The following is a 22,661-nucleotide window of genomic DNA, read 5'->3' as shown; positions in this document are numbered from 1 at the left end:
AAAAAAATTATGGCAAAAGAACTGAAGGATTTAACAAAACGGGCTGATAATTACAGCCAGTGGTATAACGACCTCGTCGTAAAAGCCGACCTTGCTGAACAGTCGGCTGTACGTGGTTGTATGGTTATCAAGCCCTATGGCTATGCCATCTGGGAGAAGATGCAGCAGCAACTGGACAAAATGTTCAAGGAAACAGGTGCTCAGAACGCCTATTTCCCCCTGCTCATTCCCAAGTCGTTCCTCTCTCGCGAGGCAGAGCACGTCGAGGGTTTCGCCAAGGAGTGCGCCGTGGTTACCCACTACCGTCTGAAGGCTACCGAAGACAAGAGCGGTGTCGTTGTAGACCCCGCTGCCAAGCTGGAAGAAGAGTTGATTGTACGCCCCACGTCTGAGACGATTATTTGGAACACGTATAAGAACTGGATTCACTCTTGGCGCGACCTGCCCCTGATGTGCAACCAATGGTGTAACGTGATGCGCTGGGAGATGCGCACGCGTCCGTTCCTCCGCACTTCCGAGTTCCTGTGGCAGGAAGGTCACACGGCTCACGCTACCCGTGAGGAGGCTGAAGCTGAGGCACAGAAGATGCTGAAAGTTTATGCCCAGTTTGCTGAGGAGTGGATGGCAGTTCCTGTACTGCAGGGTGTGAAGAGCGAAACTGAGCGCTTCGCTGGTGCGTTGGACACCTACACCATCGAGGCTATGATGCAGGACGGAAAGGCGCTGCAGAGCGGTACCTCACACTTCCTGGGACAGAACTTCGCCAAGGCCTTCGAAGTAACCTACCTTAATAAGGAGAACAAGCCCGAGTATGTATGGGCTACTTCTTGGGGTGTCAGCACGCGTCTGATTGGTGCCCTGATTATGACACACTCCGACGACAACGGTCTGGTACTGCCTCCGCGCCTGGCTCCTATCCAGGTGGTCATCATCCCCATCGCAACAAAACCTGAGCAGATGGAACTGGTCAACAAGGAAGTACAGCCTATCATCGACGAGTTGCGCTCCAAGGGCATCAGCGTGAAGTTCGACGACGCTGACAACAAGCGTCCTGGTTTCAAGTTTGCTGACTATGAGTTGAAGGGTGTTCCCGTTCGCCTTGTACTGGGTGCCCGCGACTTAGAGAACGGCACCATTGAGGTGATGCGCCGTGACACGCTGGAAAAAGAGACTCGCTCTATCGAGGGTATTGCCCAGTATGTGGAACAGCTGTTGGAGGACATCCAGAAGAACATCTTCGAGAAGGCTCGCAAATATCGTGACGAACACGTCTACGAGTGCGAGAACTACGAGGAGTTCAAGGAGCGTGTGAAGGACGGCGGTTTCTTCCTCTGCCACTGGGACGGTACTGCAGAGACAGAGGCTCGCATCAAGGAGGAGACACAGGCTACTATTCGTTGCGTACCTTTCGCCTACGAACAGACTCCCGGTGTCGATATGGTTACCGGCAAGCCTGCTAAATACCGTGTCATCATCGCACGAAGCTACTAAATGGAGCAAGCTCCAAATGATAAATGAGAAATGTGAAATGAGAAATGACGGGCTTAGGCCCTAAATGATAAATGAAGAAATGAGGGTGGCGCAATGTCATTTCCTCATTTCTTCATTTTAATTCCTCATTTCACATTTCTCATTCCTCATTTGGCGCAACGCGCCTTAGAACGTATATCCCAACGTCAGTAGCAGTTGGTGTCGGTTGTTGTCCACCTTAACGCCTTCAACGATATTATCGTCAGCAGCCACGTTATTGTCGCTGTAGCTCATAAAGGGATAGAAGGTACCCTTCGTCGTGCTATACTGATAGGCCAGTGACACGTTGAAGCCCTCGTAGGTATAGCCAGCACCCAGGGTGAAGCGGTGAGTGTCCTCCCAGTTGGTGAAGTCGGTAGCCGAAGCAGTGTAGGTACCTGGTGAGTCCAGTGAACCATCCTTGAAGGCATCCTTCTTGAACATCGGACTGACATAGTTATAACCAATGCGCAGGGCGACATCCTTTACGGGTTTGTATTCTGCTCCCACCTTCATTGTGTGAACACCTTTCAGTGTGCGCTGTGTGTGGTTGTTCATCTCCGTGTCGCTTCTTGACTCGGTGCTATAACGTCCAGACCATGTGTCGTAGTATTCACCAGTGATGGTACGGGTGTCCATGGAACCATAATCAGCATATTCGTAGCTGGCACCCAATGCCACCTGTGTTCCAAGGGTATGTCCAAGACTCAGTCCGAACTTCCACGGAGTGTACATCTTGAACTTGTAGCTGGTGCGTCCGTTGTTGGCGTCGTTGATGCCACGCGAATTCATCACATTTCCGTCTGAGTCGAAGATGGTGGTGCTGTTCTTGGAGCGCAGCTCATAGAATGTCGGTGTGGCTACCGACAGACCGATACGGAAAGGGGATGTCTCGACGGGACGGAAGATGATACCAGCCTTCACGTCAAATCCCGTACCGGTAATCTCACGAGAGTCAGCAACGGTCAGCGTGTAAGGGCGTTCAGTAACCATGAAGTCGGTATACTCGCTGTTATGCTTGTAGTGCACATCGTGGATGCCCACCGTCAAGCCAAGGTACACACGGTTGTTGATGTTTCCCGAGATGTTGAAGTCGTACTCACCGATATAACCCGTGTGCGAGCGGTCGAACTGGTAGCGGCTGGCATTGTCGTAGCACCATTCCTCGTCAATCACCTTGCCTTCATCATCATGGGCGTACAGCATGTTATAGCCTTGTGCCAACATGTCGTCCAATTGGTTGCAGGTGCTATAGGGATACTTGTTGAAATCGGGTTTGTGGTTGTATCCGATAATCTTGCCTGCGTCATCCCTTCTATACAGGTCCACACCTGCCTTTTGCGGGAATACCAACAGGTTGACACCCTTATTATACGTCAACTTGTTGAGCGACGCATTCTGCAATGAGGCAGCCGCTGACAGAATTTGGTCGAAGTTACGGCTTTTGTGGAAGTTGAAGGCAAGGTTCAGAAACGAACTCTTGGCAGTACGGTTGGAGTAGACGAAGCCCACCTGGTCGAACGACGCATTGGTCTTGTTGCCACCCATCACACTATTCACACCGGCCTGCGATACCAAACCGAACGACACGCTGACGTTCGACCTGCGGAAGAGTCCGATACCGGCGGGGTTGGTTCCGATGGTCGAGATGTCAGCCCCCAGTGCTTCCATCGCGCCACCCATTCCCACATAGCGCGCTGTACCGTTCAGGTCTTCCTGCGCAATCTTTGCATTCTCGTAAGTTTCCTGCGCTGACATGGGCATTGATACAGCCATCATGGCAGCATATACTAATATCTTTTTCATACTTAGTTGGTTTCAAGTTTCAAGATTCAAGTATCAAATTTATCTTCCGCGACTGAACGTGCCGCCACTTGAGCGACCGCCACCACCGAAGGAACCGCCTCCACCACCGAAGGAGCCACCTCCGCGAGTGCCGCCGAAGGAACCGCCACCACCGAAGCCTGACGAGCGGGTTGATGAACCACGGCTCATATACGAACCGTTGCCGAACGTGCCGTTGCTATAGCGACTGCTGTTGTTGAAACGACCGTAGCTGCGAGCTCCTGCTGATGCCGGACGACTGGTGTGGAAACGGCCAGAACCACTCGGACGATAGTATGTACGGGCGTAGTATCTCGGACCATACCAACCCCAATAGCGGTAGGGACGATAGTAGCCGCCGTAATACCAGGGAGAATACCAGCCATAATAGCCGTAATAGCCGTAGCGTCCGTAGTACCAGGGATCATACCAGGGATCGTACCAAGGGTCGTACCAGCTGTAATAGCTGGAGTAATACCAGGGCGATGACCAGCGTCCGTCACGATAGCCGTCCCAGTAGGCCTCTGATGAGGAGGTATATCCGTCGAAACGACTCATCCGGCGCGTGTACTTATAATCATCTGCCGTCACCTTGCTGTGGGCAGAGTCAGGATAGACACCACGCACAGCAGAGAAGTCGATGATGTCGTTGCCGGCAGAGTCTATCGGTGTCACGCTCGACCACGCCCTACGGTTATATTCGTCAACGCTACGCTGACTGCCTGCATAGTAGGTGTCGCGAGGCATGCCATAGGTCTTGGCTTCCTTCGCCACGTTCTCCTTTGTCGGAACAAAGTACATATCGTCGTCCTGTGCCATCAGCCCGATTGGCAAGGCCGCAACAACTGTCATGAGGATTAACTTTTTCATTTGCTTTTTCCGTTTTTATATTTGTTCACGTTGCAAAATTACAACTAATTTTAATGCAAAATTAGGGAAAAACCCTAAGACAGCGTAGGTTTTTCCCTATTTTTTGTAATTTTGCGCTCAAATTTAACACAATAGTCATGAAATACTACGAAGTAGAACTTACCATCACGCCCTGTACGCAGGATGCACAGGACTTGCTCTCGGCGCTCTCTGCCGAAGCAGGCTTCGAATCGTTCGAGGAAACCGCCACCGGTCTCCTCGCCTATGCCCAGCAATCACTCTTCGACCAGGAGGTGCTCGACGCTGCCATCAGCACCTTCCCCATCGAGGGCACTAAAATAATATATAATGTACGCGAAGCGGAAGATCGTGACTGGAACGAGCAATGGGAACAGGAGGGCTTCGAACCGATAGAGGTAAGAAGTCAGAAGGAAGATGGAAGAGGTATCATCATCCACGACGGACGACACCTAGGTAATTTACAATTTGACCATTTACTATTTACAATTGAAATCGATGCTCATCAGGCCTTCGGAACGGGTACGCACGAGACCACCCGCATGATCTGCGCCAACCTCATGGCAATGGACCTTCGCGACAAGCACGTCCTTGACTGCGGCTCCGGCACCGGCATCCTGGGCATCTGTGCTTTGAAACTGGGAGCAGGCTCGGTGGTTGCCTACGACATTGACGAGTGGAGCACCGACAACACGCGCCATAATGCCGTCATCAACGGTGTGGACGACCGACTGGCATCACTCTGTGGCGACGCTACCCTACTCGACTCCCTCGACCAGCGTTTCGACCTTGTCCTCGCCAACATCAACCGCAACATTCTCTTGCAGGATATGCCGCGTTTCGTCAGCGTGATGGCTCCCGGTGCCACCCTAATGCTCAGCGGGTTCTATGAAAGCGACTGTGCCCTGCTCGAAAGCAAGGCACAGCAGTTAGGTCTGTCGCTCCAGTCTACCAAGACCGATGGTGACTGGGCATGTATGGTGTTTACCCTGTAATGGGGGGTTCACTTTCCTCCTCTTCGCTTTCCCACTCGTCCAGTTGCTTGTTCCACAAGTATCTCTCCGTGTCCCTTACAACCACCTTACTGAGCAGCAGTAAGGCTACAAGGTTCGGTATAGCCATCAAGGCATTCATGCTGTCGGCAAAGTTCCAGATGACGTCAAGGCTGACAACACTGCCCACGAATACCGACCCGACATACAGGAACTGGTACAGCCGTTTGGCCTTTCCGCCACTCAGGTATTTGATGCAACTCTCGCCATAGTAGGCCCATCCCAGAATGGTGGTGAAGGCAAAGGTGAGGATACCGAAGCTGAGCAGGGGAGCTCCGATATAAGGTATCTTTGAAAAAGCTTCTCTCGTCAACGTTCCACCGTTTTCGTAGCCAATGTCAGGATGTGCCAGAATACTCGAGACGAGCACGATACCTGTTGTGGCACAAATCACCACGGTATCCCAGAACGTACCCGTACTCGACACCAATGCCTGTCGCACGGGGTTGCGCGTCTGTGCTGCAGCAGCCACGATAGGTGCCGAACCCATACCGCTCTCGTTCGAAAAAAGTCCTCGGGCAATACCATAGCGGGCTGCCATCATCACAGTAGCTCCTGCAAGACCGCCTCCTGCAGCAGCAGGATGGAATGCCGACTCGACTATCAGCTTGATGGCTGGCCATACGTATTCGTGGTTGATTACCAGGATGGCAAAACACCCCAGCATATATAACACCGCCATGATAGGCACCAGAAATGAACAAACACGGGCGATGGTCTTGATACCGCCAATGATGACCAGTCCGGCCATGATACATGCGACCACACCCACACACCAGCCTGGAATCTCCCAGGTGGCACTGGCAAGCAGCGCCATCGAGTTAGCCTGCACCGCACCACCGATGCCAAACGAAGCGAGCACGGTAAAGACGGCAAAGAGAACGGCGAGCCATTTCATGTCCAGACCTCGCTCCAGGGCATACATCGGACCACCATAGTGTAGTCCGTCAGGTGAGGTCACGCGGTATTTCACAGCCAGCAGTCCCTCGGCATATTTCGTGGCAATGCCGAAGAAACCAGACATCCAGCACCACAGCACGGCACCCGGTCCGCCCAGTGCGACAGCCGTTGCCACACCAACGATGTTACCCGTACCTATCGTTCCTGCCAACGCCGTTGTCAATGCGCCAAACTGGCTGACATCGCCTTTGGCTCCAGGCTCCTTGGTTACCGATAAGCGGATACCAGTGAATATCTTCCGCTGAGGAATACGCAACCTGAACGTTAGGAACAGGTGGGTACCGAACAAGAGGATAATCATCGGCCATCCCCACAGCAATGCACTAAGTTCGGCAAAAAAAGCGTCTAGTTGTTCCATTGATAAGCAATTGATGTTATTCGAATGATTGCGGCTACAAAGATACACATTATTTCCAACATAGCCTGCGATTTCCATAAAAATTTCCACGATAACGTTCTCTCGCGCGCACGTTTAAAATAATTAAATTAAAAAATAAATTATTGCCCCCTATATAGGGGCAATGAATTTTAAAAAAGATACAGGACTCCGTTGGCCGTCCGTTTCCATAAAGACACTTGTTGTAAAAATATTCCATTTTATTGACAAAATTTAAATTTCTGATTCTGCCTGCAAAGATACAAAATCAAATGAAACCCTCCGTGACCAAAACGGTCACGTAATTTGTCAAGAAACACGAAAACCCTGTATTCTGATAATGAAATTTAACATTTACCCCTGGTCCTTTTGAGTTAACTCAAATCATCCAACGAGTTAACTCACTCGATTCATTGAGTTAACTCACCATTTTTTAGTCGTTTTCAGAATAGAAAACTTTCCCTCTTGAAAAGTGTTAAAATGTAAATAGATTTCATAAGAAACTATCCAAGACCGAGTGTCTATACATCGCCACGAAATTCAACGACGATGTATATGCCAAGCTGGTGCTGAGATGGGAGGAGCTAGAAAGTTAAAAAGGTGGTCACAAACAGATGAAAACGAAATAACAGATAGAATTTATTCGCTTTCCTTTCGCTAAATCGAAAATTTGTATTAACTTTGCACCCGATTTGGTGATGTACTTGGTGTTCCACCATGTGCATAAAAGGGAATCAGGTGTAAATCCTGAGCAGTACCCGCTACTGTCATCTCCTTTATGGAAAGTTCATATCAAGCCACTGAGCATACTTGGGAAGGCGGACTTTTCGGAGAGAGCCAGGAAACCTGCCATATCAAACGAAATGAAGCGAAAGTCCCGGGAGTAGGACTAAGCAGATGAAAATCAATTAATGAAGAATAAACAGATGAGCAGGCTTCTGTGGTTGCCTCTGTGTCTTATGGCACTATGTTCTTATGCCCAGAACAATAAACTGCAGCATAGTCATATGGAAGATTCAGTAGCACTTCGTAATGTTACTGTTTTTGGCAAATCAAAGACACAACGATTGCGTGAGGGTGCTTTGTCAGTCAATGCTATTGACATCAACTCCTTCATTGGCTCCATTCACTCATTGAATGACGTAGTCGACCATACGGCAGGCGTTAAGATTCGTGAAGAAGGTGGTGTGGGTTCAGATTTCGATTTGAGTATTAGTGGAATGTCAGGTAATTCGGTTCGTTACTTCATAGATGGTGTACCGATGGATGCGAAAGGTACTGGACTCACTTTGTCAAATCTGCCGGTTAGTTTGATAGACCATGTGGAAATATATAAAGGTGTAGTGCCTACATGGTTGAATAGTGACGTTCTGGGAGGAGCGGTGAATATAGTGACCAATCGTAAACGTAAGAACTTTCTGGATATGTCGTATGGACTAGGTTCGTACCACACTCATAAAGCTGACCTTAACGCACAGTATGTCTTAAAGAATGGGGTGACACTACGTCCAACCTTGGGTGTTAACTATTCAAAGAATGACTATATGATGAAAGATGTTGAGGTGTGGGATGAGAGTATCCGCAAATATGTGCCTCAGAATCGGCGCCGTTTCCACGACGCTTACCTGTCATTCTTCGGGCAATTGGAGGTAGGCGTGAGAGAGAAGTCGTGGACCGACGAATTCTTTGTGTTCCTCTCCTATAATTTGGTTAATAAAGAACTGCAGACGGGTCAGGTTCAGACACGCGTCATTGGTAAGGCAGACCGTTCGAGTAATGCCTGGAGCATTGGTGCCCGCTATATGAAACGGGAATTCTTGATAAAACAGTTGAGTGCCAACATTTCGTTTTCGCATACTTGGGATCACTCTATTACGACAGATACGGCTCATAGGCAGTACGACTGGAACGGCGACTACATTAGGAGTTCACGCAATGAGATTAATGGCCGTGCCTTCTCACGGCGTCATTTTAAGCGACCATTGACCATTGTCAGGGCCGATTTGAAATATGCCTTCAACGATTGTCATCTGCTCAATCTAAGCTATGCGCTGAATCGTACGGGAAACAATCGTTGGGACGATGTAGAGGCAGACTTTATGCCTGCCAATGATGTATTGGCAAAGCACATCATTGGGCTTTCATATAATCAGGTGTTGATGAATAATAGAATGAGCAATACCTTTTTTTTGAAAGACTACATCAATTATCTGAGTGTAGAACAAACGGACCTTTCGTTTGTGACGTTCTCCGATGAGGTGGCTTCCAAGAATACAAAGAACAGTATGGGAGGGGGATTCGGTACGAAATTGGAGATAGTTCCACAGTTATCTGTAAAGGCCAGCTACGAACATACGGTGCGTCTGCCGTTGGCTCGCGAGATGTTGGGCAATGGCAGTTCCATCTATGCCAATCTGGCTTTAAAACCCGAGAAGAGCGATAATGTCAACTTGGGATTCTTTGGTACTTTTCGTTTTGACCAACATACGTTCTATTATGAGGCCAATGGGTTCTTAAGATTTGTTGATAACTATATTCAGCCTCAGATTACTGAGAAGGAAGGAACCATGCAATATAGCAATGAGCCTGCAGTGCATATCAAAGGCCTTGAGGGTGAGGTGCGTTACGACTGGAACCATCGGCTTCAGGTGCTGGGTAACATCAGTTGGCAAGATGCCCGCAACCGCAACCGCTATATGGATGACGGTAAAGAATCGGTGACGTATAACAACCGTATGCCCAACCGCCCGTGGCTGTTTGCTTCGGCAGAAGCCCACTATGCGTTTCATGACCTGATGCAGAAAAACGATCGTTTGACTTTGGGCGCAGACTATCAGTGGGTGCACTGGTTCTACCTTTCGTGGGAGGCCTACGGCGCTGAGGACACGAAGGCGCGCATCCCTGAGAAGAATATCTTTGGTGCCAATATTACCTATTCATGGCAAAAGGAGCGATACAGTGTGTCATTTGACTGCAAGAATCTGTTTGACGAGACAGTATACGACAATTACAAGCTCCAGAAGCCTGGTCGTTCAATATTCCTAAAGTTCCGACTGCTATTGCAATAATTCGTATTCATATCATCAGTTATTATAAAGTATTAATCATCAAAAAGAAAAAAGCAATGAAAAAATTAAGCATGTTCTATTCGCTGGTGGCAGCACTAATGCTCGGCACCACATTTACTTCGTGTTCGAAAGACGATGACAAGAACAATTCGAATCCTCCAGATCCTGTTGTTACCTATCACTACGACCTGACTGTGGTTGCAGGCAATCATGGTGGTATGAGCAAGGATAAGTCGCACATCACACTGAGTGTTGCCTCGTTGAGTGATGCTACCCAGCAGCCCATCAGTTTTGAAGGAAAAGGAGCTGAAATCACTAACTACACGATGGAGAGCATCACTGACGGAAAGTATTACTATCAGGTGCCTGTGTCAAGTGACCGCTTCTCTAAATTGCAGTTTAAGGGCAACAAGATGACTGTTGTTCAAGAACAGAAGTTCAAGGAGAACACCTACAAGGCTCGCAACTACACCCATGCTTGGATGGGCGACAATACGCTGGTAATCATGTCGACAGACGGTGAGCATAAGAATGTAATATGGACGAAGTTAAATACGACGGACATGACTATTACTGGCGAGGGCACATTGTCTATCAAGGTGGCCGATGACTATAATGTGCTCACCACCAGCGGTATTCTAGCCTACCGTAAGAGCGACAATAAGTTGTTCTACTTCTATTACAACAAAAAGGAGACCAGCGGAAGTAGCAAGACGACAAACGAGCCTTTCTTCCGTATTGCTGTTATCAATCCCCAAACGATGGTTGTCGAGCAGGAGATTGTTAACAAGGAAGCCGCCCAGATGACAGGTTCGGCCTATGGTGAACTATTGCAGCAGACTGTATTCTTCGACGAAGCAGACAATCTGTATCTTTCTGCTTTTAGTTCGGTCAGCAAGAAGAATATAGGCAAACTGTTGCGTATCAAGAATGGGGCTTTCGACTTCGAAGAAGGTTACAATGCCTTCCCTGAGGCCAAAGGTAAGCTGCTGACCATTCAGTATTTGGGCAATGGCAAGGTCTTGGCATATTCTGGTGACAACGCCGTTGGCACAAGCATTGGCGACGTGGCCTACTACTATTCAATTATTGATGTGAATAGCAAGACAAGCACCCGGCTGTCCTACAATGGCACTGAGATTCCTTATAGCAGCGGCAGCTTCTCGCAGCGTTCAGTATTCAACGCTAATGAGAAGAAGGCTTACTTTGGTGTGAATACCGCTGACGAACAGTGCATTTACATCTATGACCTGGCAGCAGGCACAGTGACGAAGGGTGTGTCGATTGCCGCTGGTTATTACTTTGACCAGATTCGACTCTTCGAAGACTAATTTTCACAACCTCACAGCTATGAACAACGCTTTCTTAATTGCAGCACCTACGAGTGGCTCAGGTAAGACGACCGTCTCGCGAGGGCTGATGGCGTTGTTCACAGCCAAGGGATATAAGGTGCAGCCCTTTAAGTGCGGTCCTGACTATATCGACACGAAATTCCATGAGGCGGTTTGTGGCAGGCCCAGCGTCAACCTCGATACCTTTATGGCTACGCCGGAACATGTGCGTGAATTGTTCGCACATTACGGCGCCGATGCCGATATCTGTATCGTTGAAGGTATGATGGGACTGTTCGACGGTTACGACCGCGACAAGGGTTCGTCTGCCGAGATAGCCAGCGTGTTAGGACTTCCTGTGGTATTGGTGGTCGATGCTAAGTCGGCAGCCTATTCGATGGCTCCGCTGTTGCAGGGCTTTGTCAATTTCCGCAAGGATGTGCATATCGCTGGTGTCATATTCAATAAGATAGGCAGCGAGCGCCACTATCAGATGCTTCTTCAGGTATGCGACGACCTGGGTATCACATGCTTTGGCTGTCTGCCCAAGCAAGCTGCACTGGAGCAGGGCTCGCGCTATCTTGGCCTTGACTATTCCAAAGAGGCTGAGAGCCGCGAGCTCGTTAATCTATTGCAGTCACATATCGACTGGCATGCCCTAACCCAATTAAGAGTTCGATTGCAATGGATTGACAAATCGATTGCAATGGATTTGCAAATCGATTGCAATGGATTGAATGCCGTGATAGCCCGTAACAGCGACTCCTTTGCCTTTCTCTATCAGGAAAGAATGGATGCTTTTGCATCGACCCGCTTTTTTGACCCAGAGAGTGAGGTGCCTTGTTTTGACGGTATTGATGTGCTCTATCTGCCTGGAGGCTATCCCGAGAAGCATTTGGAGGCACTGGTGGCCAATGAGGCTTGCCGCAAAGCCATCAAGGACTATGCCGAACGGGGAGGTCGAGTGGTTGCCGAGTGTGGCGGCATGATGTATCTCTGCGAGGCCATTGTGACAGATGAGGGCGAGTATCCGATGTGTGGCGTGCTGCCCTATCGTATCACAGCCCGTCAGGCAGACAGGAAACTCACATTAGGCTATCGCCGTTTCGAACTCGACGGCAGGGAATACCGCGGCCATGAGTTCCATTATACACAATTCCTAGGCGAGCAGCCACCGTCTGTCACCCAGGTATATCATGCCAAGGGAGAGCCTGCGGATACCCCCGTATTCAAGTATAAGAACGTGCTGGCGAGCTATACGCATCTCTATCAGCTATGAAACGACTTCATCCCATCATGTTGGCAGGCACAGGCAGCGACGTCGGTAAGAGCGTCATCGCTGCAGCCCTTTGTCGCATATTCCGTCAGGACGGCTACAGTCCGGCTCCCTTCAAGGCTCAGAACATGGCGCTCAACAGCTATGCCACTCCTGAGGGCTTGGAGATAGGCCGTGCACAAGCCGTGCAGGCTGAGGCCGCAGGTATTCCTTGCCACACCGACATGAACCCGTTGCTGTTAAAGCCCAGTTCCGACCACACCAGCCAAGTGGTGCTCAACGGCAAGCCCATCGGCAACAAGGATGCGTATGACTACTGGAGAGGCATGGGGCAAGAAACGGGAGGTAAGAGAATTGATTTCCAGCAGGAGGTATGTGCCGCCTTCGACCGTCTGGCCATCAAGTACAATCCCATCGTGATGGAGGGGGCTGGCAGCATAGCGGAAATCAACCTAAAAGACCGCGACCTTGTCAATATGTCGATGGCCAGGCACGCCAATGCCGACGTGATACTGGTTGGCGACATTGACCGAGGTGGTGTCTTCGCCTCCGTCTACGGCAGCATCATGTTGCAAACACCAGAGGAGAGAAAACTTATCAAGGGTATCATCATCAACAAGTTCCGTGGCGACATGCGTCTCTTTGACAAGGGACGCAAGATGCTGGAAGATATCTGCGGTATTCCCGTCCTCGGTGTCATTCCTTACTATAAAGACATCTATATTGACGAGGAAGATAGCGTCAGCCTTGAGCAGAAACGACGCAAATGGGCCGAGGGGAAGGTGAACGTGGCCGTGGTGCTGTTGCGACATATCTCGAACTTTACTGATTTCGACACGTTGGAACGAGCCCCCCGCGTCAACCTCTTCTATACCAATAATGTGTCAGACATTCAGCGGGCAGACATCATTATCCTGCCAGGTACGAAGGCCACATTGGACGACCTGTTGGAACTGCGACGAAACGGTTGTGCGCAGGCTATTCAGCGTGCCCATCGTGACGGCAAAACGGTAGTGGGCATCTGCGGCGGCTACCAGATGTTGGGGGTGTCCGTCGCAGACCCCGATCAAGTTGAGGGTGACATTGCCAGTCTCCCGGGCCTAGGTCTGCTGCCCATCCACACGACGATGTCTTCCACCAAGACAACGCAGCAAGTGACTTTCATGTTCGAGGGACAGGAATGTCATGGTTACGAGATTCACCAAGGTATCAGCGACACCAATGAACCCATTGTCCAGACCGATCGCTGCATAGGCACCTATATTCACGGCTTCCTCGACAATATCCCAGTTATCAACTTCCTACTCAAGGACAAGGGGGCGACCCCTGCGCAAAGCCTTGCCGACTTCAAGGAAGAGCAATACGACAAGTTGGCAGCCCATGTCCGCAGATATGTCGACATCGACCGCATCTACCAAATACTCTCAGACAATGATTAAAGGCCACGGCGACGATATCTACCAATACGAGGGCATCGTGAGCGACTTCTCATCGAACATTTGCGCCACGACCAGCCATCAGCCAGTAATGAGGCACCTGGCCTCATGTCAGCAATTGCTCAGCCATTATCCTGAGCCCGAGGCATGGTCGCTGGAAGCTATGCTTGCTGCATTGCACGATGTGAACGAAAATTGTATCATCGTCACCAATGGGGCCACTGATGCCATCTATCTCATTGCAGAGACGTTCCGTTATAAGTCCGTCATTCCAGCGCCCACCTTCAGCGAATACGAAGATGCCTATTCCTCGTTTGAGCAGAAAGAAGACAAGACAACACTTTGGCTATGCAATCCGAACAACCCCGACGGCAGGATTTACGATTTGGCGTTTATTAAGCGCATGGAGGCGGCATACGACTTGTTGGTTATCGACCAGTCCTACGAGCACTATACCAACGGCCAGATGATGTCCGTTCGGGAAGGATGCGAAAGCAAGCACATCATTCAAATTCACTCGTTTACGAAAGACTATGCCGTGCCTGGACTCCGGTTGGGCTATATCACTGCGAACGAAAGACTGACGGCAGCGATTCGCAGCCATCTCCGTCCTTGGAGTGTGTCATCGTTGGCCATTGAGGCTGGTAAGTTTTTGCTCCGTCATGACGAGTTCGTCTGTCGTCCTGACCTCGTTGAGGCACAGCGACTGCGACAGCAACTTTTGGCTATCGGTATTGATGTGATGCCCACACAGACCAATTTCATGCTCTGCCGCATGAAAGAGCACGACGCCGGTGCCTTGAAGAAATATCTGGTCCGTCATCACGGTATGCTCATCCGCGATGCCTCGAATTTCCATGGTCTCACGCCCCAACATTTCCGCGTGGCCGCCCAAACACCAGTAGAGAACGATGCCCTCGTGGCAGCCATAAGAAACTTTATAGAATCAAGAAATGGATAGTTCTTTCTTTGACAGCGGCCTTTGGTCAAGCAGATTCATTGTCCTATTGCCCTTGGCCTTAGGATGGATGCTCGACCAGTTGCTAGGCGACCCCGTCCGCCTGCCGCATCCCATCGTATGGTTTGGAAAGGTAATTTCCCATGGCGAACATCGGCTTAACAAGGGCAGCCATCGCATCATCAAAGGCGCTGTGATGGCTGTTACGCTCGTCGCCACCGTCTTTTGCTTCACATGGCTTCTGCGCCGTACGATCTGTCAGATCCCTTCGTATGGAACAGTGCTGGTGATGGGCTTGGATGTTATTATCATTTTTTTCTGCCTCGCCGGAACGACACTCATTCGCGAAGTACGACAAGTATTTCTCGCCCTCGACCGCTCGTTGGAAGAAGGCAGGACACAGGTGGCTCGCATCGTAGGCCGCGACACACATGAACTATCGGCTCAGGAGGTGCGCACCGCCGCATTGGAGACGCTGGCCGAGAACCTGAGCGACGGCGTCATCGCTCCCCTCTTCTGGTATATGCTTGGGGGCGTGCCTGGTATGCTGGCCTACAAGATGGTGAACACGCTTGACTCAATGATAGGCTACAAGACGGAACGTTATAAAGATTTTGGTTGCTGGGCGGCACATATCGACGACGTGGCCAACTACCTCCCCGCTCGTCTGACGGCTATGCTCATGGTGCTAGCAGCTGGAAGACCGTTGCTCATGCATTTCGTGTGGAAGAATGGTCGCAACCATGCCTCGCCCAACAGCGGCTACCCTGAAGCTGCACTCGCAGGCATCCTCAACTGCCGTTTCGGAGGCCCGCACTATTACTTTGGCCAACTCTTTGACAAGCCCTATATAGGAGAGTATGACAGGCTGCTGACTACCGACGACATGAAAAAAGCGGTACGAGTGAACCGGACGGCGGAGATATGGATGGTGCTGCTAGTGGCAGCCTTCCTTGTCATCAAAAGTATTTGGTGATGGTCTGCATAATTTTTCGTTTTTACATGAATAATCACATATTTATTTTGTACTTTTGCAAACATAATTTTAGATAAATAGCAAGAACATGAAAAAATCAGCTTTTCAACTGTTGATAGCAACCGTGCTGCTCTGCTCCTGTCTGGGACAGGGTGGAAAGGCGCAGGGCAATAGTGAGACAACGGGTGACGATAGCATCGTTCCCATCGAAGTAAAGTATGCCACAGGCTTCACCGTCAGCGACAGCGCTGGCTGTCGGCTGGTCAACATTGGCAAGACAGACCGCTTTGCACTCGTACACAGCCTTGATACGCAGGTGCCCGAAGGCTACACGAAGATACATGTGCCCATCAGCAGCACCATCTGCATGACGGCGCTACAACTGTCGAACTTCACCATCCTCAACGCCCACGACGTGGTGAAGGGCATCACGGGCACAAAGAACCTCTTCAACCGCGACATACTGCAACGGGTAGACGATGGAAAGATAGTGAAAATAGGCATGGAGGGCGAGTTCGATACTGAGCTGGTGCTTGCCGCTAAACCCGACGTTATCTTTATCTCACCCTCGAAGCGTGGTGGCTATGATGCCATCAAGCAGACGGGCATCACGCTTGTCCCACACCTCGGTTATCAGGAACTTGACCCGTTAGGACAAGCAGAGTGGATTAAGCTTGTGGGTATGTTCATCGGGAAGGAGAAAGTGGCCAATGAACTGTTCAATGGAATAGAACAGCGCTATAATGACCTGAAAGAAAAGGTGGCTGGATGTGAGTCTATGCCCACCGTCTTTTCCGGCGAGATGCACTACGGCAACTGGCACGCCGTGGGTGGCAAGAACTATCTGGCACAGATATTCCGCGATGCCGGAGCCGTCTATGTCATTGAAGATGAAGAGACAGCGGGTGAAGACCTGGAGTTTGAGAAGATGTACGACTTGGCTGCCAACGCTGACTACTGGCGCATCCTGAACAGTTTCCAGGGTGATTTTACCTACGATGCCCTTCGAGCCTCCGAGCCACGCAACACACTCTTCAAGGCCTTCAAGGACAAGAAGGTTATCTACAGTAACATGAAGAAGCAGCCCTACTATGAGATAATGCCTGTAGAGCCCGACATCCTGCTCAAGGACTTCGTTGCTATCTTCCACCCCGAACTGGTTGAAGCCGACTATCAACCGAAATATTACCGATTGTTGAAGTGAGAGTTTCTATATTCCTTGTGCTGTTAGTATGCATCTCCATACTGCTGGTGGTTAACCTGCTACTTGGTACGGTGGAGATTCCCATACTGGAAGTGTGCCGTATACTTTGTGGTACCGATGACAACGAGATTTTCACCAACATCATCTATCAAGCACGCTTGCCGCAAGCACTGACCGCCGTCTTTGCAGGCGCCGGACTCGCCGTCAGCGGTCTGCAAATGCAGACCGTGTTCCGCAACCCGCTGGCAGGTCCCTCGGTGCTGGGCATCAGTAATGGTGCCGCTCTAGGGGTGGCATTTGTCGTGTTGCTGTCAGGACGTCTCGGCGGTGTAGCACTAAGCCATCTCGGTTATCTTGGCGATGCCGCCGTCAGCGTAGCCGCCATTGTGGGTGCCTTAGCCGTGCTGTTGCTCATTCTATGGGTATCGCAGCGAGTAAAGGGCAACGTCACGCTACTCATAATCGGTGTGATGATTGGATACTTAGCAACAGCAATCATCGGTGTGCTGAAGTTCCTATCGCCTGAGGAAGATGTGAAGACGTTCGTGGTATGGGGCCTCGGCTCGTTTTCACGTGTCTCGGGCGACAACATGATGCTTTTCGTACAACTGATGTGCGTGCTGCTTCCCCTGGCCTGCCTCATGGTGAAACCCATGAACCTAATGCTACTCGGCGATCGCTATGCCGCCAACCTCGGACTGAATATCCGTCGCACCCGCATGATGGTTATCGTATCCAGCGGCATACTCGTCGCCATCGTCACGGCCTTCTGCGGACCCATCATGTTCATCGGCCTAGCTGTCCCCCATCTCGCTCGTTCTCTTTTCCGCAGTAGCGACCACCGCATCCTCATGCCAGCCACGGCCCTCTGCGGAGCAGCTCTTGCCCTGTTGTGCAACCTCATCGCTCGCATGCCGGGTTTCGAGGGTGCCCTGCCCATCAACAGCGTTACGGCTCTCGTCGGAGCTCCCATCATCATCACCGTTCTCTTCCGCAGGAGGAGGGATACAATTGGAGAATAAGGAACCAAAAACAACAAACAGGTTCTTATCCTTCATATATCTTTCCTTTATCGTCAATCAATAGAATCAATAGTTCTCCATTAGGCAGCAGCGGGGCACAATGTTCATAGCAATGCCTAATGACGGTACGGGCAAAAACTGTTTTTCCTTCCTCGGCAATACGCTCCCATAGTTCTCGCGCCTGCGTCATGTCGCTGATGTTGATGCTGATGCCCGATTCGTTCAACATTTGTTGAACAAACGCCATGTCCATTACTGTCTTCCTGCTATGCGTGTCCAAATGGCCAGCCGCCAACTTCACCGCCTTACCGAGCATCACACCCAGCGTCACATGCTTGATACCGAGATGGTTGGCCATCGTTAGCGTCTCACCAATATAGTTGCCATACTGCACAAACGCCTGTTGGGGCAGTTTAGCATACATCGCCTTGACGAAGCGTTCGCTCTTGGCTCCGCTGTTGATGACGACGCGGTCAGTACCGCTGGCTTTAGCTACCTCCATGCACTTGCGGATACTCTCAATGAACGCTTCTTCACTGAAGGGCTTCACGACGCCAGAAACACCAATGATGCTGATGCCGCCACGGATGCCAAGACGCGGATTGAAAGTCTTACGGGCTATCGTCTCACCTTGGGGAACGCTGATAGTGACGCGCACATCTTCTGTAATGTTCTCCCTCATCATTTGTCGTGGAGCCTTGTTGATGGCAGGCTCGCCGACGGGGTAGTCAAAACCTGGAAGGGTGAAACGCCCCACTCCCACACCGCCACATATCTCAAATTGAGACGCTTTTTCCACCTTCGCCCTCACTTCAATGCCATCAGTCACATCGGGATCATCGCCGGCCTCCTTGATACAATAGGCGTAATCGTCGGCATAACCCACAGCCACACTGATTGTCTCCCCGTCGGGCAGGACCACGTGTACTTCGCTGGGCATTTCTCCTGTCGTCAGTCTTGTCGTTGCCGCAATGGCCGCCGCCGTGGCACAGGTGCCGGTGGTCAGTCCGCTGTGCAGGGGGAAGAACTCCGGCAGAAGTCTCTCTACGTCACGGCGCAGACCGTGAGGCCCGTTGACGCAATGCTTAAAATGTAGCAGCGGGCGCTTGATCACGATGATTTTCATGCCATGTTGGCGCGCTTCCTCCACTTTCTCTGCAAATCCGCCCGAAAGCCCGCTCTCTTTCATCAGCATGGCATCAGCTTCGGGTGTCTCTGGATAGTAGCATAGCTGTTCGTCGCTGATTCCTTGCTGATGTGCCAGCAAAATACTGCTCTCGCGGTTCAGAATGCGATAGATGACCTTCACTCCTTTCGCCTCCAGCCACTTCAGACGGCTGATGCTCTGCACACCCGTAGTGGCCAATAGCGTATGTATGTCCGTGGGAACCTGTCCGTATTCATCTATCCATGTGATGTCTGGGTCACGTGGAGGATAGATTCGCTCGTAGCGAATGACGGGAATCGTTAGTTTGGAGGCAACTGAGGCAATCGTCTGGTGTAGTTGGCTGGCAAAGGGGTGTGCGGCATCGACAATGAGGCGGATGCCGTGCTCGTTGACGAAGGCCGTCATCGTCTCCTCATCCATCGCCCCGTCAACATGCATGCCGTGATGAAGCGTCAGTTGCTGCTCCCCTCTTTTCGTGCTATAATAATAGACATTGCCTGCCTCTTCAAGCACCTGCGCCGCTTGTCGTCCTTCCGTCGTTCCTCCAAATACCAGTATCATGCGTCTCCTTGTCTGAAGAGGTGGGTAAAGTGCTTGTCGTAGAGGGCAGACAGGCCACGGCGGTTGTCGATGGCCTCACCGACGACGAGCATTGTAGTGAGGGTGAGATGGTTTTCATGGACTATCTTCGCCAGATCGCGTAGCACGCCGCGATAGATGCGCTGGTCGGGCCACGTCAGATGGTAGCAGGCAGCAACAGGGGTATCCTCAGGATATTCTTGCAAGAGTTCACGTTGCACATCGTCAACAATAGATGCCGAGAGAAAGATGCACATCGTCGACTGGCTACGGGCCAGTTTGTGCAGTTGTTCCTTTTCCGGCATAGGCGTGCGCCCTTCACCCCGAGTGAGGATAATGGTCTGGCATCGCTCAGGTATGGTAAATTGGCTGTGCAACTCAGCAGCAGCGGCGAGGAAGGAGGAGATGCCGGGCGTGATGTGATACGACATTCCCTCACGGTCAAAGAAGGCCATCTGCTCCTGAATGGCGCCGAAAATGCAGGGGTCGCCTGTGTGCAGACGGACAATATACTTACCTCGGTCATAGAACTGCTTCATCAGCGCGCATTGCTCTTCGAGATTCATATCGGCAGAACTTCGGACGACGGCGCCAGGCTTGTGGCATTCCGTCAATGCTTTGGGAACGAGTGAGCCAGCATAGAGAATCAGGTCTGCCCGCTCCAGCATCTTGCGGCCACGGACACTCACCAAGTCTGGATCGCCAGGACCAGCACCGACAATCTCGATATGGCCCTCACGCAGATACTTATGATCGATGGCTACGGCAATCGTAAAGTTCTTTCCCTTCACTTTCGGCAACAACAGTTTTCCATAATTGGAAGCCAACAGGGCTGCTGCCTCGCAGACACTGGGAGTCCCGACGTGCTTTTCTACCGTCTCGCTGGGAGTGGGAACATCTACCTTAGCCAGTTCATCGGCAGTATAAAGTTTGAGTTCAAGTCCATATCGTTCTGCTTGGAACTTTTGGATAACTGGTTCCTCTGCCTTGATATCTATAGTACAGATCTTGCGGATGCATTCAGACCACAGACAAATATGGTGTTCACCAAGCAACAGTTGGATATCCTCATAAGTATCTACAGGTGCCTGATGGGCCAGTCCGATACCCAAATCCAACACTTGTGGGGTATATTGAACAACTAATAAATCAGACGGTAAATTGGAATAGATGAAAGGAGACACTATAATGGCTAAAGTATAGTTTCCCTCCATAATTTCATCAACAGAATGAACTATGGTCACATGTTGGGGACAAGTGCGTTCAAGATAATCTGTGCCCTCATCACGAATATCAAGAAGAAGAGCCACAGGCTCCCTATTTACAAACTTCCCTACCGCGTTATTGAGGTTTCCCACATAACTCATGTGCCAATCATAGTTTTCATAGATCGTATCAAGTGCCCACAGTCCAGCATTGTCGCTCTGAGTAGTGATGACAGGATCAACGCCTAAAGCGCCGGCAATCTGTTTGGTTAACTCATTAGCCCCTCCTACGTGACCAGAGAGGACAGAAATAACATGGTTGCCAAAAGAATCTACACAGACAACGGCAGGGTCGGTGTGTTTGTCTTCAACATAGGGGGCAATAGTGCGCACACAGATACCCATAGCACCAATAAACACAAAGGCATCAAAGTCTTGCCAATGAGCTCCTACTGCTGTACGCTCGATGAGTTGGGCTCCCAATTCTTGCTGGATGAAATAGGCAACATGTCTGCCTTCCTTGCTAATTTGTATGATGGCTATCTTGACCTTTGGTCGAGATAGCTCACGCTCTGCAGAGTTCAAGTTATCATGACTCTGCTCTCGCTTAATCGCATTCTTCTGCATTTCAATATCGTTATTGGGTGATTATCATTTAATTGAATATGAATAGGAGCGTCCTGTTTCAGGCCAAGTTCCTCACAGGCTTCATCCCACAGTTTCTGGCTGTCTGTCTGTACTTTTGGCGCAACAACACTATTGAAGACAATAACTCCGCCATCAGCCATTACAGCCAACACTTTCTTCATGATTTCCTTCAGTTTTCCACCATGTCCACCGATAAAGACGGCATCAGGACGAGGTAATGAAGCGATGTCCGTTTTGAGGAAGTCACCCATGTGTACGGTGATGCCTGGTGCACCAAAGCGCCGGGCATTCTCGTTAATAATAGCCTCACATTCAGGACGGATCTCGAAAGCATCGATATGAAGATGCGGGAACTGTAAGCGCGCCTCTATCGAAATGCTGCCCGTACAGGAACCGATGTCCCAAAAAACTTTCTTTTCAGGTAGGACAAGTGCCTGTAATGTCAACAGGCGAATCGGCATCTTGGTGATCATCTTCTCACGACCGTCTAAATGGGTGAACTCGGAGTCGGGAATTCCGAAAGGCTTTGTAGCGATGGCTAGTGTCTGATGTCTGACAAAGTCAAGAATGACACAATTCGGCATCGTGTAGTCACGTTGGGATGCCTTTTCAAGCGACAGTGTGGTGACCTTTTCGAGTTCAGGGTTTCCCAGATGCTCACCCACATGCATCTGATAGTTGGTGTAGCCATAATCTATCATCCTTTGGGCAATGGAAGCAGGGGTGTGTTCCTTGTCTGTTAGTACGCCTATCTTCCCTACTCGCTCAATGAGTGCCCTGTCAAACTCAGGCCAAGGTCGGCCTGTTAGAGAAACGACTCGCATATCGTGATAGGGCATCACCAACCGGTTGGCCAGCAACTGCAAAGAATTGAACGTCGGATAAATCACGATTTCTGCATCAGGCATCTTCCGCCGTATGGTATTGGCAAAGCCGAAGAACAGCGGGTCGCCGCTGGCAAAGACCACTACCTCGTTGTGGTACTGCTCAAAGACAGCATCGAGAGGCACAGTGATGTCAATCCACTCTGCATCCTTAGGAAGCAAAGACTTCACTATCTCGTGGTGGCGCTTGCCTCCAGAGAACACATTCCCGTTCCTTATCACCTCCAAGACTTCGGGAGGGAAAAAAGGCAGAGGGTTATCACTAATGCCAATAACGTAGAATTTCACTGCTTTAAC

The 22,661-nt window shown here is 50.4% G+C and carries 16 protein-coding genes and 1 riboswitch; of the genes, 10 read left to right on the top strand and 6 right to left on the bottom strand.

From position 1 onward, the window contains the following. Nucleotides 1-9 precede the first annotated feature (9 nt). A complete protein-coding gene (gene proS / locus BLU47_RS04780) occupies nt 10-1,491 on the top strand; it encodes a proline--tRNA ligase (RefSeq protein WP_091959184.1) in 1,482 nt (493 codons plus the stop codon). 165 nt (nt 1,492-1,656) lie between these two features. Here proS and BLU47_RS04775 read toward each other — a convergent pair whose 3' ends face one another. Then, on the bottom strand, nt 1,657-3,315 hold the full coding sequence (locus BLU47_RS04775; RefSeq protein WP_091959182.1) for an OmpP1/FadL family transporter: 1,659 nt from the start codon (nt 3,313-3,315) through the stop codon (nt 1,657-1,659). A gap of 39 nt (nt 3,316-3,354) precedes the next feature. Further along, nucleotides 3,355-4,203, bottom strand: a complete 849-nt coding sequence (locus BLU47_RS04770; protein ID WP_091959179.1) for a hypothetical protein — start codon at nt 4,201-4,203, stop codon at nt 3,355-3,357. Nucleotides 4,204-4,340: 137 nt separating this feature from the next. Between BLU47_RS04770 and prmA the strand changes: the two genes are divergently transcribed. After that, entirely contained in the window at nt 4,341-5,216 is an 876-nt protein-coding gene (prmA, locus tag BLU47_RS04765) for a 50S ribosomal protein L11 methyltransferase (RefSeq protein WP_091959175.1), read from the top strand. On the opposite strand, the gene BLU47_RS04760 is transcribed toward prmA, so the two are convergent. Next, complete coding sequence (locus BLU47_RS04760; RefSeq protein WP_091959172.1) at nt 5,206-6,591, bottom strand: alanine/glycine:cation symporter family protein; 1,386 nt, start codon at nt 6,589-6,591, stop codon at nt 5,206-5,208. The genes prmA and BLU47_RS04760 overlap by 11 nt on opposite strands. Before the next feature lie 694 nt (nt 6,592-7,285). Beyond that, a riboswitch (cobalamin riboswitch) is annotated at nt 7,286-7,478 on the top strand. 42 nt (nt 7,479-7,520) lie between these two features. On the opposite strand from BLU47_RS04760, the gene BLU47_RS04755 reads away from it, so the two are divergent. The 8 genes from BLU47_RS04755 (at nt 7,521) to BLU47_RS04720 (ending at nt 17,880) form a co-directional block, all read left to right on the top strand. After that, nucleotides 7,521-9,677, top strand: coding sequence for a TonB-dependent receptor domain-containing protein (locus BLU47_RS04755; RefSeq protein ID WP_091959167.1), 2,157 nt, complete (start codon nt 7,521-7,523; stop codon nt 9,675-9,677). 56 nt (nt 9,678-9,733) lie between these two features. Continuing rightward, a complete protein-coding gene (locus tag BLU47_RS04750) occupies nt 9,734-11,008 on the top strand; it encodes a hypothetical protein (RefSeq protein ID WP_091959164.1) in 1,275 nt (424 codons plus the stop codon). A 19-nt stretch (nt 11,009-11,027) separates the two neighbouring features. Continuing rightward, nucleotides 11,028-12,287 (top strand): cobyrinate a,c-diamide synthase, encoded by a 1,260-nt coding sequence (locus BLU47_RS04745; protein ID WP_091959161.1) that lies wholly within the window; start codon nt 11,028-11,030, stop codon nt 12,285-12,287. After that, the gene (locus tag BLU47_RS04740) at nt 12,284-13,723 is read left to right on the top strand and encodes a cobyric acid synthase (RefSeq protein WP_091959158.1); all 1,440 of its coding nucleotides are present in this window, start codon (nt 12,284-12,286) and stop codon (nt 13,721-13,723) included. Before BLU47_RS04745 ends, BLU47_RS04740 begins: the two co-directional genes overlap by 4 nt. Continuing rightward, nucleotides 13,716-14,681: an aminotransferase class I/II-fold pyridoxal phosphate-dependent enzyme gene (locus BLU47_RS04735; protein WP_176780454.1), complete on the top strand. Its 966-nt coding sequence runs from the start codon at nt 13,716-13,718 to the stop codon at nt 14,679-14,681. Before BLU47_RS04740 ends, BLU47_RS04735 begins: the two co-directional genes overlap by 8 nt. Then, nucleotides 14,674-15,654 carry an adenosylcobinamide-phosphate synthase CbiB gene (gene cbiB, locus BLU47_RS04730; RefSeq protein WP_091959153.1) on the top strand — a complete coding sequence of 327 codons (981 nt, stop codon included), beginning with the start codon at nt 14,674-14,676 and terminating at the stop codon, nt 15,652-15,654. The genes BLU47_RS04735 and cbiB overlap by 8 nt, the downstream gene beginning before the upstream one ends. Nucleotides 15,655-15,742: 88 nt before the next feature. Further along, nucleotides 15,743-16,858: an ABC transporter substrate-binding protein gene (locus BLU47_RS04725; RefSeq protein ID WP_091959151.1), complete on the top strand. Its 1,116-nt coding sequence runs from the start codon at nt 15,743-15,745 to the stop codon at nt 16,856-16,858. Next, nucleotides 16,855-17,880 (top strand): iron ABC transporter permease, encoded by a 1,026-nt coding sequence (locus tag BLU47_RS04720; protein WP_091959149.1) that lies wholly within the window; start codon nt 16,855-16,857, stop codon nt 17,878-17,880. Before BLU47_RS04725 ends, BLU47_RS04720 begins: the two co-directional genes overlap by 4 nt. Nucleotides 17,881-17,905: 25 nt before the next feature. Here BLU47_RS04720 and cbiD read toward each other — a convergent pair whose 3' ends face one another. The 3 genes from cbiD to cbiE are packed head-to-tail and all read right to left on the bottom strand — an operon-like array spanning nt 17,906 to nt 22,652. Further along, nucleotides 17,906-19,609 carry a cobalt-precorrin-5B (C(1))-methyltransferase CbiD gene (gene cbiD, locus BLU47_RS04715; protein WP_091959145.1) on the bottom strand — a complete coding sequence of 568 codons (1,704 nt, stop codon included), beginning with the start codon at nt 19,607-19,609 and terminating at the stop codon, nt 17,906-17,908. Next, complete coding sequence (gene cobM, locus BLU47_RS04710) at nt 19,606-21,459, bottom strand: precorrin-4 C(11)-methyltransferase (RefSeq protein ID WP_091959143.1); 1,854 nt, start codon at nt 21,457-21,459, stop codon at nt 19,606-19,608. Before cobM ends, cbiD begins: the two co-directional genes overlap by 4 nt. Continuing rightward, nucleotides 21,414-22,652, bottom strand: a complete 1,239-nt coding sequence (gene cbiE, locus BLU47_RS04705) for a precorrin-6y C5,15-methyltransferase (decarboxylating) subunit CbiE (RefSeq protein WP_091959140.1) — start codon at nt 22,650-22,652, stop codon at nt 21,414-21,416. Before cbiE ends, cobM begins: the two co-directional genes overlap by 46 nt. Between the last annotated feature and the right edge of the window lie 9 nt (nt 22,653-22,661).

It is taken from the genome of Prevotella sp. tc2-28 (genome assembly GCF_900107705.1).
In the GTDB taxonomy this organism is placed as follows: domain Bacteria; phylum Bacteroidota; class Bacteroidia; order Bacteroidales; family Bacteroidaceae; genus Prevotella.
This window is presented reverse-complemented; position numbering and strand designations above follow the sequence as displayed.

Coding starts and splice junctions, on each gene's coding strand:
- prmA (WP_091959175.1), top strand. CDS start 4,341: ATGAAATACTACGAAGTAGAACTTACCATCACGCCCTGTACGCAGGAT.
- cbiB (WP_091959153.1), top strand. CDS start 14,674: ATGGATAGTTCTTTCTTTGACAGCGGCCTTTGGTCAAGCAGATTCATT.
- BLU47_RS04725 (WP_091959151.1), top strand. CDS start 15,743: ATGAAAAAATCAGCTTTTCAACTGTTGATAGCAACCGTGCTGCTCTGC.
- BLU47_RS04775 (WP_091959182.1), bottom strand. CDS start 3,315: ATGAAAAAGATATTAGTATATGCTGCCATGATGGCTGTATCAATGCCC.
- BLU47_RS04740 (WP_091959158.1), top strand. CDS start 12,284: ATGAAACGACTTCATCCCATCATGTTGGCAGGCACAGGCAGCGACGTC.
- BLU47_RS04735 (WP_176780454.1), top strand. CDS start 13,716: ATGATTAAAGGCCACGGCGACGATATCTACCAATACGAGGGCATCGTG.
- proS (WP_091959184.1), top strand. CDS start 10: ATGGCAAAAGAACTGAAGGATTTAACAAAACGGGCTGATAATTACAGC.
- BLU47_RS04770 (WP_091959179.1), bottom strand. CDS start 4,203: ATGAAAAAGTTAATCCTCATGACAGTTGTTGCGGCCTTGCCAATCGGG.
- cobM (WP_091959143.1), bottom strand. CDS start 21,459: ATGCAGAAGAATGCGATTAAGCGAGAGCAGAGTCATGATAACTTGAAC.
- BLU47_RS04760 (WP_091959172.1), bottom strand. CDS start 6,591: ATGGAACAACTAGACGCTTTTTTTGCCGAACTTAGTGCATTGCTGTGG.
- BLU47_RS04755 (WP_091959167.1), top strand. CDS start 7,521: ATGAAGAATAAACAGATGAGCAGGCTTCTGTGGTTGCCTCTGTGTCTT.
- cbiD (WP_091959145.1), bottom strand. CDS start 19,609: ATGATACTGGTATTTGGAGGAACGACGGAAGGACGACAAGCGGCGCAG.
- BLU47_RS04750 (WP_091959164.1), top strand. CDS start 9,734: ATGAAAAAATTAAGCATGTTCTATTCGCTGGTGGCAGCACTAATGCTC.
- BLU47_RS04745 (WP_091959161.1), top strand. CDS start 11,028: ATGAACAACGCTTTCTTAATTGCAGCACCTACGAGTGGCTCAGGTAAG.